At 61.4% G+C, this 12405-nt stretch carries 12 protein-coding genes; 4 read left to right on the top strand and 8 right to left on the bottom strand.

Going from position 1 to position 12405, the window contains the following annotated elements:
• Positions 1 to 41: 41 nt before the first annotated feature.
• The 5 genes from pepE to G5168_RS04485 form a co-directional block, all read right to left on the bottom strand.
• Positions 42 to 779, bottom strand: coding sequence for a dipeptidase PepE (gene pepE, locus G5168_RS04505; RefSeq protein ID WP_421208842.1), 738 nt, complete (start codon positions 777 to 779; stop codon positions 42 to 44).
• A 233-nt stretch (positions 780 to 1012) separates the two neighbouring features.
• Entirely contained in the window at positions 1013 to 2374 is a 1362-nt protein-coding gene (locus G5168_RS04500; protein ID WP_421251887.1) for an endonuclease/exonuclease/phosphatase family protein, read from the bottom strand.
• A gap of 230 nt (positions 2375 to 2604) precedes the next feature.
• Positions 2605 to 3417, bottom strand: a complete 813-nt coding sequence (locus G5168_RS04495) for a heme ABC transporter ATP-binding protein (RefSeq protein WP_268012483.1) — start codon at positions 3415 to 3417, stop codon at positions 2605 to 2607.
• 11 nt (positions 3418 to 3428) lie between these two features.
• A complete protein-coding gene (locus tag G5168_RS04490) occupies positions 3429 to 4460 on the bottom strand; it encodes a FecCD family ABC transporter permease (protein ID WP_005335261.1) in 1032 nt (343 codons plus the stop codon).
• On the bottom strand, positions 4457 to 5308 hold the full coding sequence (locus tag G5168_RS04485; RefSeq protein ID WP_040066746.1) for a heme/hemin ABC transporter substrate-binding protein: 852 nt from the start codon (positions 5306 to 5308) through the stop codon (positions 4457 to 4459). The genes G5168_RS04490 and G5168_RS04485 overlap by 4 nt, the downstream gene beginning before the upstream one ends.
• 170 nt (positions 5309 to 5478) lie before the next feature.
• Between G5168_RS04485 and hutX the strand changes: the two genes are divergently transcribed.
• Together hutX and hutZ are read left to right on the top strand one after the other, a co-directional pair.
• Positions 5479 to 5991, top strand: a complete 513-nt coding sequence (hutX, locus tag G5168_RS04480; protein ID WP_005362516.1) for a heme utilization cystosolic carrier protein HutX — start codon at positions 5479 to 5481, stop codon at positions 5989 to 5991.
• A complete protein-coding gene (gene hutZ, locus G5168_RS04475) occupies positions 5988 to 6545 on the top strand; it encodes a heme utilization protein HutZ (RefSeq protein ID WP_042658521.1) in 558 nt (185 codons plus the stop codon). Before hutX ends, hutZ begins: the two co-directional genes overlap by 4 nt.
• Positions 6546 to 6632: 87 nt before the next feature.
• Here hutZ and G5168_RS04470 read toward each other — a convergent pair whose 3' ends face one another.
• From G5168_RS04470 to G5168_RS04460, 3 genes are read right to left on the bottom strand one after another with little or no spacing between them, the layout of a single operon-like run.
• On the bottom strand, positions 6633 to 7016 hold the full coding sequence (locus G5168_RS04470; protein ID WP_005335256.1) for a hypothetical protein: 384 nt from the start codon (positions 7014 to 7016) through the stop codon (positions 6633 to 6635).
• A 37-nt stretch (positions 7017 to 7053) separates the two neighbouring features.
• Entirely contained in the window at positions 7054 to 7608 is a 555-nt protein-coding gene (locus tag G5168_RS04465; protein ID WP_421251886.1) for a cysteine hydrolase family protein, read from the bottom strand.
• Between the two features lie 25 nt (positions 7609 to 7633).
• Entirely contained in the window at positions 7634 to 8605 is a 972-nt protein-coding gene (locus G5168_RS04460; RefSeq protein ID WP_421251885.1) for a ChaN family lipoprotein, read from the bottom strand.
• A gap of 193 nt (positions 8606 to 8798) precedes the next feature.
• Between G5168_RS04460 and G5168_RS04455 the strand changes: the two genes are divergently transcribed.
• Together G5168_RS04455 and G5168_RS04450 are read left to right on the top strand one after the other, a co-directional pair.
• Positions 8799 to 10904 (top strand): TonB-dependent hemoglobin/transferrin/lactoferrin family receptor, encoded by a 2106-nt coding sequence (locus G5168_RS04455; RefSeq protein WP_159158318.1) that lies wholly within the window; start codon positions 8799 to 8801, stop codon positions 10902 to 10904.
• A 289-nt stretch (positions 10905 to 11193) separates the two neighbouring features.
• Entirely contained in the window at positions 11194 to 12348 is a 1155-nt protein-coding gene (locus G5168_RS04450) for a 3-phenylpropionate MFS transporter (protein ID WP_421251884.1), read from the top strand.
• The last annotated feature ends 57 nt before the right edge of the window (positions 12349 to 12405 follow it).

Below are 12405 nucleotides of genomic sequence, written 5' to 3'. Positions count from 1 at the left end.
GCGAGCTATCCGCCTGCCAGTGGCGCGGTGCTCTGCGTGGCTCAGCCGACCTTGAAGGGGGTCAGTTCGGCCAGCGGGGCGGCGTCCATAAAGGCTTGCGGCTCCTGACCCTGTTTGAAGATCTTGAAGTCCTGCTCACGGGCGCTCCAGTACTCCAGACGCTCGCTGCCGTTTGCTCCGGTGATTTGCAGCAGGCTCGCTTCGCGCAGAGCCACCACATATTCGCTCGGGTTGATGGCGCAGAATTCGGCCAGACGCTCGTCGCGGGTCTCGCCCATGTGGCCGCTGATGCTGGCGTCCAGATAGTGCGGGTTGATCTGCAGCGGGAACAGGCCCAGCGCGGGCAGCACGGCGGCGCTGCAAACCGGCATATCGTTGGTGGTGCGGATGCTTGGGGTCGCCACGTTGCAACCGGCGCTCCAGCCCACATAGGGGACACCCCGCTCGCGCACGGCACGCTGGATCGGCACGATCAGGCTGTTTTCATGCAGCATCTGGTTGAGGCGCCAGGTGTTGCCGCCGCTGATAAAGATGGCGTCCGCCTGATTGATGGCATCGACCGGGTCATCGAAGTGGTGGATGCTGATGGCATCGACTCCCAGACTCTCCTGCAGCTCGTTGGCGCGGGCATCCCAGTCGCTGCGGATCACCGCGTAGGGGATGAGCAGAATGCGCTTGACCTGTTTGCGAGCCAGCAGGCTCTGAACCCGATCGCGGGCCCAGCCGAGCAGACCCGGAAATTCGTTGGCTTTACCGTTGCTAAGCAGAAGCAGTTCCATCAAATCGTTCCTCAAAAAGTGAAAGCGGAGGAGGGAGGGCCACCGGATCCGCCGTGCGGCCGGATGGCAAGAGGAGGCATGCTACCACCATTGGCGCGGCGGTTCTGTGATCGCGAGGCCCATTCAACTGTTATGGATGGGGGATGCCATGCCAAGCGGTGGATTAATGAGCCGTGGTCAACGCGCCACCCCTCGCCAATAAAAGACCCCGCCGCAGCGGGGTCATGGCAGGGTTAGTCGAGTTTGAGATCGACCCACACCATGCGGTGATCCGAACTGACTCCCTTGGCGATGCCGAGTTTCGCATCATAGACCAGGTGATAACCGGCCTCGAAGCTGGCAGGCCAGTAGACACCGCTCTTCACCGCGTTGAGGTTGGCGGAGGGGATGACGTGATCCAGCTGCAGCACGCTGCTATTGGTGATCCGCTCCGGGTTGGGGCGATTGAGGTTGCGTTTGCAGTCGGTCCCCTTGCTGACACACTCCGGGCCCCCTTCGCTGACCGGGATCAGGGTGCCATTGGTGATGGCCTGATTCATCAGCGGGTTGTTTAGCAGATCCTGAATGGCGGTCAGGTCACCGTCACCGGTGAGCGGATCGGCGTTGAGATCGCCGGCGATGACAAACTTGGCGTTTTTGGCCAGCCCACCCTTGGTGCCCTTGTCATCGGTCATGTAGTTGAGACCCTTGACGTAGTCGTTCCAGAAGGCGATCTCGGCGCGGTTGTGCTTGACGGTGTGACGCGCCGCATTGGCAAAGATCGGCGGGGTCGGGTGGGAGATCAGGAAGTGGATCACCTCTTCCCCCTTCTCGGTCTTGATCCGTACCGGCACATCGGCGTGGTTCTTGGAGGAGAGCGGGTACTGCTGCCAGGCTGCGTCTGAATACCAGGCATCACCACACTGGCGGCTGGCCGGGATCTTGACCTTGGGATTGTTGCAGTCATCGATGATGGGGTTCTGCTCGCCCGGCATATCCTTCCACTTGAAGTTCTGGAAGGTGCGGATCTGCTTGGTGTCAATGGGATATTTGGACATCACCGCAAAGGCGTACTGGCCGTGATAGTTGCCAAAGCCCCAGGCATCGTCGGGGCCGCTGTTGACCTTGCCATCCAGATTGAGGTCATAACCGCTCATCAGGCCGGTGTTGGTGGCGAAGTGCTGCATCACCGGATAGCTGATGGCCGTCACCTCTGCGTGCTGGGCGTGAGCCAGATAGTTGTCGTTGAAGGCTTTCAGGTCGGCGGTGCTCTCGCCTTTGCCGTCGTTGTCGAACTCGTTGAGCAGGAACACATCCGGGCGGGTGCGCTGGATGATCTCCGCCACGTTGCGGATCTGCTGCACGTTCTTGGCTTTGGTTTCCGTGGCGCCGCTCAGGCTCCCTTCGGCGAGGCGGGCCAGCAGGGCATCCTGCTCGGTGCGGGTCAGTGCCAGCTCACCGGTCAGCATACCGGCGGCAGTGCGGTCAAAAGAGAGGTTGAAGGTGGCAAAACGAACCATGGGATCAGCTGCCTTTGAGTCGTTGTCGCTGTTGCAGCCTGCCAGCATCCCGAGAGAGATGGCGGCAGCCAGTAGGGTCTTGTTGATATTTTTCATTGTAATTGTTCCGTAGCATCAATGAGTTATGCCTTCTGTGAGGCGGCGCCATTATAAGTAGACGGCGATGCTGCGGGGATTTTGCCTGAGTAAAGTGTGAGGATATTCACACCATATAGCTGGCGATGATGAATGTTAGCAGGGCGATATGGGGTGTGAAAAACCGGTTTATACGCTGCAGTTTTCGTGATGAATAGCGCGCTTCCTGCCGTTACCGCACTCTGAATTTGTCACACTACCATAGGCAGGCCGCTCTCGGGGTGATGGATCACCTGTGCCGGATAATCATAGAGACGGGCGATCAGCTCAGGGGTCAGCACTTCGGCTGGTGTGCCATCGGCCATCAGTTTGCCCCGCTCCAGCATCACCAGCCGATCGGCATAGCGCGCCGCCAGATTGAGGTCGTGCAGCACCACCAGCACGGCGGTGTTGCGACTGGCCAGCGCCCGGGCCATAGCCAGCAGTTGGTGCTGATATTTCAGATCGAGGGCCGAGGTGGGTTCGTCGAGCAGCAGCAGGCGGGGTTGCTCGGCTTGCTCGGTCGGGGAGGGGGCCTGCCAGATCTGCGCCAGCACCCGGGCAAACTGCACCCGCTGCCGCTCGCCGCCGGAGAGCCCCGGATAGAGCCGCTTGGCCAGATGCTCGACCCCGGCATGGGTCATGGCCGCTGCCACAATCTCGTCACGCCGCGCCGCCGGTTCACTGTGGGGCAAGCGCCCCATGGCGACCACTTCCTCGCAGAGAAAGGGGAAGTTGAGAGAGGAGCTTTGCGGCAATACCCCGAGCCGGTGGGCCAGCTGGCTGCTGTCCCACTGCTGGCGATCCGCGCCAAACAGGGTGATGGAACCCTCATATTCCAGCTCGCCGGTCAGGCACTTGAGCAGCGAGCTCTTGCCCGCCCCGTTGGGGCCGAGCAGCGCGGTGAGGGTGCCGCTCTCGAGACTAAGATCGAGCCCATCCAGGATCAGGCGCTGGCCACGGCGCAGGCTGAGTCGGGTGCAGCTCAACAGGGGGGAGGAGAGTGAGGATGAGAGTGGTTGCATAACAGTCCGTATCACAGGGCGCGGCGGCCTTTTACCAGCAGCCAGATGAAGAAGGGGGCGCCGAGCAGGGCGGTGATGATGCCCACCGGCAGCTCGGCCGGGGCCAGCAGGGTGCGTGCCAGCATATCGGCTGCCAGCAGCAGAGCGGCGCCAAGCAGGGCCGAGAGCGGCAGCAACCTGACGTGGTTGGGGCCCGCCAGCAGGCGCACCAGATGGGGCACCACCAGCCCGACGAAGCCGATCATCCCCGATACCGCCACCGCCACCCCGACGCCCGCGGCGGTGAGCAGAATCAGGCGGCGCTTGAGGGATTGCACATTGACTCCCAGATGACGAGCCTCTCCTTCACCCAGCAGCAGGGCGTTGAGGGGATTGGCATCGCGCATAAAGAGCCACAGCAGGGCCGCCAGAGTGAGCAGGGCCAGCGCCACATCGGCCGGTTTGCCTGCCGCCAGCGTTCCCATCTGCCACAGGCTCAGGTTGCGCAGCATCTGATCGTCCGCCAGATAGGTGAGCAGGCCGATCACCGCGCCGGAGAGCGCCGTGATGGCGACCCCGGCCAGTAGCATGACGGTGACCGAGGTGCCCCCCTCACGGGTGCCGAGCAGATAGACCAGGGTGGTGGTGAGCGCGCCGCCGAGAAAGGCGAGCAGCGGCAGCAGACCAACCCCGATGGTGGCTTGCAGCTGCTGGCCGAGGGGGGCCAGCAGCACGATGGCGAGCGCCGCACCGAGTGCCGCACCGCCGGAGACACCTATGATGCCGGGGTCAGCCAGGGGGTTGCGAAACAGCCCCTGCATCACGGCGCCACAGAGCCCGAGGATCCCCCCCACTGCGATGCAGAGCAGGGTACGAGGCAGGCGAATTTCCTGCACGATCAGCAGTTTGTGCGACTCAATCCCGCTCTCCTGCCCGGCAAACAGCGCCCGTAGACTCTCGCCCAGGGTGAGGGTCATGGGGCCGGTTGCCAGCGAACCGAGCAGCAACAGCGCCAGTGCGGCCGTGGTGAAGGCCAGCAGCCAGGAGAGGGGTAACCGCATCATGACCCCTGCTTGATCCACTGGGCGATCTGGTTCGCCTGTTGCAGGGAGTTGAGGCTCAGGCCCCCTTGCAGGGCGTGGCCGTCGATGGCGTGAATGGCGTTACGCTTACCAGCCGGGGTGGCGGCCAGGGCGGGCACTTCTGCCAGCACCTTGGCCGGGTCGGCATATTGCTGCCAGTCACGACCGCTGACCAGTACCAGATCGGGCTGCATCTCGATGAGGGATTCGGCGGATACCGGCTTGTAGTTGCGCAACTCGGCGACCGGATTGATGCCGCCTGCCAGCGAAATCAGCGCGCTGGCGGTGGTGTCCCCCCCGGCGATGCTGGTGGGTTGCCCCTTGTGCAGCAGCAGGAAGGCGACCTTGAGCGGCTTGTTCTGTTTGGCTTGCGCCGCCAGCTGATCGGTCTGAGCCTGGATCTCTGCCTTCAGGCGATCGCCAGCGGCTTTGTCGCCCAGCAGGCTGGCGAGGGTGTCGATACGCTGGTTGAGGTTGGCGAGGGTCGGCGCGGTATCCAGCACCTCCACCTTGACCCCGGCACGACGTAGCTGATCCAGGGTCGGGGCCGGGCCCATCTCGTCGCTGCCCACCAGTCGGGTGGGGGAGAGGCTCAGGATCCCTTCGGCGGCCAGCGCCCGGTGATAGCCCACCTTGGGCAACCCTTTTGGCAAGGGGCTGCTGACATCGGTGGCGATCAGGCTCGATTCACCGCCAAGGGCCAGAATGAGTTCTGTGGTGGCCGGGCCGATACTGACGATACGCTCTTTCTGTCCGTCGGCGGCAACGGCAGAGAAGGGGGATAGTGAACTGCAGAGCAGGGTGATGGCGAGGGCAAGACGACGGCCCATGCTAACCTCCGAAGGGGTGAATGAAACGGGTGTGCCGCCGAGAATATCAAGGCTTTAGAAAAAATGCACTGATAATGATAGCAATTATCAATTGCATTGATTCCGGTGCTTTATTAGAGTAGCCGCCATGATAAACAGCGGGACGACCTGGTCCCGCAGAGGGAGAAAACATGAGCATTGCACAACGCATTCACGCGCTGCTGGAGCAGGATCCCGGCGCTCATCCGTCCACCCTGGCTGCCCAGCTTGCCATCAGCGAATGGGAGGTGGTTCGCCATCTGCCCGCCGAGCTGGTGACCCTGCTGCCCGCCGATCGCGCACAAGGTCTGTTGGAAGATCTGGCCGACTGGGGCCCGGTGACCACCATCGTCGAATCAGAAGGTTCCATCTTCGAGGTAAAAGCCCCCTTCCCGAAAGGCAAGGATGCACGCGGTTACTACAACCTGATGGGCCGCGACGGTGAGCTGCATGGTCACCTCAAGCTCGACAACGTGGCGGGGATTGCGTTGGTCAGCAAGCTGTTCATGGGCAAGGAGGGGCACTCCTTCCAGTTCTTCGGTCACTCCGGCCGCTGCATTTTCAAGGTCTATCTGGGTCGCGACGAGAAACGCCAGTTGCTGGCCGATCAGGTCACCCGTTTCATGGCGCTGCGCCACAACTCTCAAGAGGAAGTCAAAGCATGAGTGAACGTCAGGAGCGTCTGCAGAACCGTCTGCAACCGGAGATCCGCGAGTTTCGCGACAGCTGCCGCACCCTGCAGCTCGCCACCGTCGATGGCGAAGGCAATCCCAACGCCAGCTATGCCCCGTTCGTGCTGCAGGAAGATGGCTACTATGTGCTGATCTCCGAGATCGCTCGCCACGCCCGTAACCTGCAACAGGTGCCGCGAGTATCCCTGATGCTGATCGAGGATGAGAGCGGTGCCCGCGAGCTGTTTGCCCGCAAGCGCTTGACCTTCGATGCGGTGGCTGAAGTGGTGGCCCGTGACGACGCCCGCTGGAGCAAGGCGGTGGCGGCGCTGGAGGGGCGTTTTGGCGAGATCATCAAGGGTCTCTCCAACCTCAAGGATTTCAAACTGTTCCGCCTCAAGCCGGAGCAGGGGCTGTTCGTCAAGGGCTTCGGCCAGGCGTTCGCGGTCTCCGGTGACGAGCTGGTTGATTTCGTCCATCTGGTGGAGGGGCACAAGCGCATCGACACCGGTGCCGAGCTCACCAGCCCGGCCGATGCGCCGGTCTGACGATCCCTGTCGACCACGACAGCCGTCATAACAAAACGGGCAGCCATTGGGCTGCCCGTTTTTATTGCGTTATCTCATCCGGCCTGTTCAATCCTGCCAGCTGGCCTTGTTGGGAAAGGCGCGACGATCGGCGTCGGTGGCCGTTTCGTTGCACTCCCCCCGCACCTTCCAGGAGGTCTGGCTCAGCACGATGTACCCCTGACGGCAATACTGCTTGGTCGCCAGGGTCTCGGTCAGCAGGTTCTCCTGTAACGCCTCCCGCTGTTCCAGCAGCCGCTGGCTCTGGGCCGCCGAGAGGCCGCGCGGCAAGGTGTCGTTGGGTGCGGCTTCAAAGGTGAACCGCTTGCTCCCCTCCTCGTTGATGTGGGTCAGAAACAGGGGTTCCGGCCCGTCATACTTCTGTCCGGGCAAGCTGGAGCAGGCCGACAGCAGGGGAACAATCAACAACAGGGTGGCAGACAACAGGCGCACGACAGACTCCAGTGAGAAACGAGGCGAGGTTCGCAGATTAGCACGGCTGCAGGGCGGGTGTTACTGCCAGCAGCTCGTCGGTGGTGAGCAGGGTGACACTGCGCCCCTCCGGCAGGCTGAGGTGGCGCCACATCCAGTGATGGTGCTCGGTGATCTGGGCCGCGCTAAGGTGGGGGCGATCGGCGGTGGTGTGACCATCGCTCAACACCAGCACCTCGTACCCATGGGAGGCTGCACTGCGCACTGTGGTGTCGACGCAAAAATCGGTGGCGCAGCCACAGAGAATGAGTCGATCGACCGGCTGCTCGGCCAGCAGGAAGGCGAGCTCGGTGTCGAGAAAGCTGTCACAGGCCGTTTTGCGCACCCGGCTCTCTCCCTTGGCCGGTTGCAGCGCACTGTGCAACTGCCAACCCGGGGTGCCCGGTTCCAGTTCGGAACCGGGGGGCGAGTCATGCTGGATATAGATGACCCGTCCCTGTTGCTGCCTGACATGGGCCGCAGCCCGATTGATATTGGCCAGCACCTGCTCCTGGCGGTAACGGGGCTCGTTGAACAAGCCTTGCTGCACATCGATGATCAGTAACACATCCATATTTTACCCGCCGTTTCCTGGAAGATTAGGGTTGCAGCCACTGGCTGCAGTCACGACTGCGGGATTGATGCAGCGCGCCCATATCTTGCTTCATCTCGTCACTGTTTTGCCAGCGCTTAGGCAGCGGCATGATGGTTACCTGCACATCGGCTGCGGGATCTGCAACAGAGGTCTCATCTGTGCGGGGCACGACCAGCGCCACCTTGAGGGCAGGATTGCGGCTGGCGATGCGACTGGCGAGCCCAAGCCCCCCCTCGACGTGGAAATTGCCGGCGATATGCATGATCTGCTGGCCCGGGTGCTTGGCGAGATAATCCACCATGCTCTCGGCCATGGTGTCATCCCAGCTGGTCTGGGCGGCGAAGCGGCGGGCGTTGCTGTCGGCATCGCCGTGGTGCATGGAGGCCATAAATTTCTGGCGGTAGGGGTCATCCCCCAGCGCCAGCTGGCGGGCCAGCTGGTTGCGACGTGTGGCTGGCAGTTTGTCGAGCCACTCAGCCCCCTCCTGACCGACACAGCTCACCAGCGGCTTGGGGGCGTTGGCGGCGATCACCGGCATACGGTGAGCCTTGGCAAACTCCACCAGCGGGCGGTAGTCGCTCGGATAGTTGGGCCAGGCGTTGCCTTCGCGGATCAAGGCCGCTTCACCAATCTGGTTCGCCAGATAGGCATCCAGCGTCTTCTGATCGGCGCGGCTGAACTGCTCCATGGAGAGGACCAATGGCCGACCGTGCTGCTGACCTGCGGTGTAGAGCCCGCTCAGCAGGCGCGATTGCAACAGATGCACGGCGGGATGGCTGTGCAGCTCGCCCACCAGAATGATGTCGGCGTCGGCAATTCGCGCGATTGCCTGCTCCAGCGTCAGGTCTGCATCTCCCTCGCTGCTTAGCCGGTAGTCATAGAGCGTCTGCAACTGTGATGACACGGTTGGCTGGGTTGGGGTGGCACAGGCTGCCAGTAGCAGCGGCAGGGCGAGCAGGGGAAGTCGTCTAATCATGGGATCTCACGGCTGATATGCCCGGATGCCGGTGCATCTCGGGGGGCTAATAGAGAATAAGGGCAACACAGGGCGACAGTGTAAAACCAATTTGGTTCAAAACAAATGAGAATGATTTCGTTTCTTGTTGATCTTTGTCGAGAGCCGGGTAATATGCGGCCTGTTTGATAACAGTTCTCAATAAGGATTCGCTGTGACCCATCATAACGCACTCTCTCTGGTTGCCCTCGCCGTGGCGGCCGGTCTCTCCTCCCAGGTCTTTGCTGCCACCCAGAAGGCGGATGAAGTCGTGGTCGTCAGCGGCTCACGGATGGAGCAAAAACTGGAAGATGTCTCCGGCCCCATCTCGGTGATCACCGCCAAGCAGATTGAAGAGCAGGTCGTCACCAACGTCGCCGACCTGTTCCGCTACGAACCCGGTGTGACCGTGCTGGGCGGTCAGGGGGATGCGCAGACCTTCATCATCCGCGGCATGGGGGAAAACCGGGTCAAGGTGGTGCGCGACGGTGTGCGCCAGAACGATGCCTACAGCAAGGGCGGGGTTGGCCAGAGCTACTTCGATACCGACATGATCAAGCAGGTAGAAGTGGCCAAGGGGCCGGCGTCTGCCGCCTACGGCTCCGATGCGCTGGGTGGCGTGATTGCCATCACCACCAAGGATGCCAGCGACTTCCTCAAGGGCAAGGATAGTTATCTGGATGTGACCAGCGGTTACGCCTCCAGCAGCCACCAGAAGATGGCGGGCTTTACCGGCGCCCTGCGCACTGGTGAAGTGGAGAACCTGCTGCGCTACACCTGGCGCGATGGCGGTGTGACCCAGAATTTCGACTCCACCAAGAACGACTTCGATATCGGTACCCACGCCCTGCTGCTCAAGAGCAAGTGGAACCTCTCCGATGAGCAGTTCCTCAAGCTGACCGTTGACTACCTGACCGATGGCGAGGAGCCGGATGCGGTCAAGCTCAACAAGGTCGGTACCGGCACTGCCCGTGTCTTTGATCAGCCCATCACCGACAAGCAGACCGACAACCTCTCAGTGGTGCTGGATCACGGCATCGCGCTGAATCAAGGCTGGGCCGATCGGATGGATAGCAAGGTCTATTTCGCCCGCACCAAGCAGACGCTGGATCAGTACGCCTCATCCAAGTATCCAGTCAGCCCCGGCAACCCCTATGTGACCAAAAACTCGCTGGATCACAACGTGTTCGATCAGAAGAACATCGGCGCCCAGCTGCAGTTCCACAAGGCAGTCGCCAACCACCGCCTGGCTTGGGGGGCTGAATACGAGCACACCGACAACGAACGTACCCGTTACAAGGGGCCGACGACTCCCGGTGATTTTGTCGGCTACAACGAGCTGAGCTTCCCGGCTACCACCAGCGAGCGCAGCGCCCTGTGGGCCTTTGACGAGATCAAGTTTGGCGAGCGCTGGGTGCTGACCCCGGGTGCCCGTTATGACTACTACCGGATGACCCCGGACAACGATCCGGCCTATACCGGCGACAAGCTGCACAAGTTCTCCGAAGGGGAGTTGTCACCCAAGCTGGGCCTGGTGTTCAAGGCCCACGAGGCGGCCAACCTGTTCGCCCAGTACAGCCACGGTTTCAAGGCCCCCATGTATGACAGCGCCTTCTCCACTCTGAACCATCAGGCGTACGGCTATCGCATCGAGCCCAACCCGAACCTCAATCCGGAGAGCAGCGACGGCATCGATCTCGGCGTGCGTGGCAGCAGCAACGGCTTCAGCTATGAAGTAGCCAGCTTCTACAACAAGTTTGAAGACTTCATCGAGATGGTGGAAGTGGGCAAAGAGGGGCGCACCGCCGTCTACCAGTACCAGAACCTGAGCAAGGCGACCACCAAAGGGGTCGAAGCCAAGGCGGATTACTGGCTCAACGACATCGTCAATGTCTGGGGCAACCTCGCCTACATCGAAGGCAAGGATGGGGATGGCAACTACATCAACAGCCTGAGCCCGCTCAACGGCTCGGTCGGTGTGCGTCTGGAACAGGCCCAATGGAACTTCAACACCGCGCTGCGCTTTGCTGACGACATGGACAAAGTCCGTAAAGACAGCAAAGGCAACGATTACGTGAAGAGCGCAGGTTGGGGTGTGGTGGATATGTACGCTCAGTTCAACCCGATGAGCGATCTGCAGCTCAACGTCGGGGTCTTCAACCTGTTTGACAAGGAGTACACCAGCTACGAGCGCATCGCCGGTCGTGCCGAGGGCTCCGATAACAGCATGATGACCGAACCGGGCCGCAACCTGAGTGCACGGGTCAAATACGTATTCTAAAGAGCAAACAACAGACGCAGATGATCAAAGGGGCTTCGGCCCCTTTTTTGTCGCCGCCATGTTGTGACGATGGCGCAGAGCAGATGTTTGCCTAAAAAAAGAAACCCGCCGTGGGCGGGTGGAAGGATTGCAACACTAACCAGGAGGAGGTGTTATCAAGTAGACCCCGCCTATTCGGTAATAGTTCAATTTTATTGAAGTTTTTCGTTTTCTGCGCGGGGTTTCCATCGGGATCTGCGGGGGAGGATGGGTTATCATTCTGCTCCCGTCATCCGGTTGCAGAGGATCTATGCCCGCGTTTTCCTGGTTAGCGCTCTTTTTCGGCGCCTTCTATTTTGTCTACGGTGCTTACTTGCCGTTCTGGTCGCTCTGGCTGGAGGGGGTGGGCGTCAGCGCCGAGATGATTGGTCTCCTGCTGGGGGCTGGGATGGCGATCCGCTTTGCCGGCAACCTGATGGTGATGGGGCAGATCAAGGGGGCGGGCCATCTGCTGCCGGTTACCCGGTTGCTCTCCCTGGTCAGTCTGCTGGCGTTTCTCGGCTTCTATCTCAGCCATCACCTCTGGTGGTTGGTGGGTTTGACCCTGCTGGCGAACTTTATCTATCCGACCCTGATGCCGGTGGGGGAGGCGCTGGCAACCCGCATGGTGGTGCAGGCGCACCTCGATTACGGCAAGGTGCGGCTGTGCGGTTCGTTTGCCTTTATTGTCGCCTCGACGCTGGTGGGGGCACTGGTGGGCAACTTCGGCAGCGACTGGATTTTGCACACCATGGTGGCGGGGCTGGTGCTGATGCTGCTGCTCAGTTGGCTGCCGCTCTATCCGGCGCCACAGGATAGTCAGGGCGAGCGGGCCAAGGCGTCCTTGCTGGCAACCCTGCGCAGCGCACCGGTACGTCGTTTCTTGCTGCTGACCGCTCTGCTGCAGGGGAGCCACGCCGCCTATTACGGTTTCAGCGCCATCTACTGGAAGGCGCAAGGGTATAGCGGCACCATCATCGGCTATCTCTGGGCGCTCGGGGTGGTAGCCGAGATCTGCATGTTCGCCGCTGACAAGCGGTTCTTGCAGCGCTTTGGCGCCCAGAGCCTCTTTATCGCTGGTGCCATCGGTTGCGTGGTGCGCTGGGTATTGCTGGGGGCCTCGACCGAGTTGTGGGTGCTGGTGCTGGGGCAACTGCTCCACTCGGTGACGTTCGGTATGAGTCATCTCGGGGCGGTGCGTTTCATGACTCGCCAGCTACCCGCCGAGCAGTTGATCCCGACCCAGGCGCTCTATGCGGCCCTTGGCCTCGGTATGACGGTGGCGGCCCTGATGGCGCTCTGCGGCGTGCTGTTCGAGCCTCTCGGCGGTGGCATCTTCTTCCTGATGGTGCTGGTGGTCTTGCCGGTGTTCTTCCTGCGGCTGCGCCCCTTTGCGCCGTCTGCGCAGGAGAGTGCTCCAGCCTGATATTTGTCTATTTGAATCATCACCTAACAAAAGGGAGAGCCACGGCTCTCCCTTTTT

Origin of the sequence: Aeromonas sp. 600724 (assembly GCF_049175135.1) — a bacterium.
GTDB classification, from domain to species: Bacteria; Pseudomonadota; Gammaproteobacteria; order Enterobacterales; family Aeromonadaceae; genus Aeromonas; species Aeromonas veronii_A.
The sequence above is the reverse complement of the archived record's forward strand: the minus strand, read 5'-3'. Positions and strand labels throughout refer to the sequence as shown.

Excerpts from the sequence above, each read along its gene's own strand:
- G5168_RS04485 (WP_040066746.1), bottom strand. The coding sequence starts at position 5,308 with ATGGGCCGTCGTCTTGCCCTCGCCATCACCCTGCTCTGCAGTTCACTA.
- G5168_RS04500 (WP_421251887.1), bottom strand. The coding sequence starts at position 2,374 with ATGAAAAATATCAACAAGACCCTACTGGCTGCCGCCATCTCTCTCGGG.
- G5168_RS04465 (WP_421251886.1), bottom strand. The coding sequence starts at position 7,608 with ATGGATGTGTTACTGATCATCGATGTGCAGCAAGGCTTGTTCAACGAG.
- pepE (WP_421208842.1), bottom strand. The coding sequence starts at position 779 with ATGGAACTGCTTCTGCTTAGCAACGGTAAAGCCAACGAATTTCCGGGT.
- G5168_RS04460 (WP_421251885.1), bottom strand. The coding sequence starts at position 8,605 with ATGATTAGACGACTTCCCCTGCTCGCCCTGCCGCTGCTACTGGCAGCC.
- hutX (WP_005362516.1), top strand. The coding sequence starts at position 5,479 with ATGAGCATTGCACAACGCATTCACGCGCTGCTGGAGCAGGATCCCGGC.
- G5168_RS04490 (WP_005335261.1), bottom strand. The coding sequence starts at position 4,460 with ATGATGCGGTTACCCCTCTCCTGGCTGCTGGCCTTCACCACGGCCGCA.
- hutZ (WP_042658521.1), top strand. The coding sequence starts at position 5,988 with ATGAGTGAACGTCAGGAGCGTCTGCAGAACCGTCTGCAACCGGAGATC.
- G5168_RS04450 (WP_421251884.1), top strand. The coding sequence starts at position 11,194 with ATGCCCGCGTTTTCCTGGTTAGCGCTCTTTTTCGGCGCCTTCTATTTT.
- G5168_RS04495 (WP_268012483.1), bottom strand. The coding sequence starts at position 3,417 with ATGCAACCACTCTCATCCTCACTCTCCTCCCCCCTGTTGAGCTGCACC.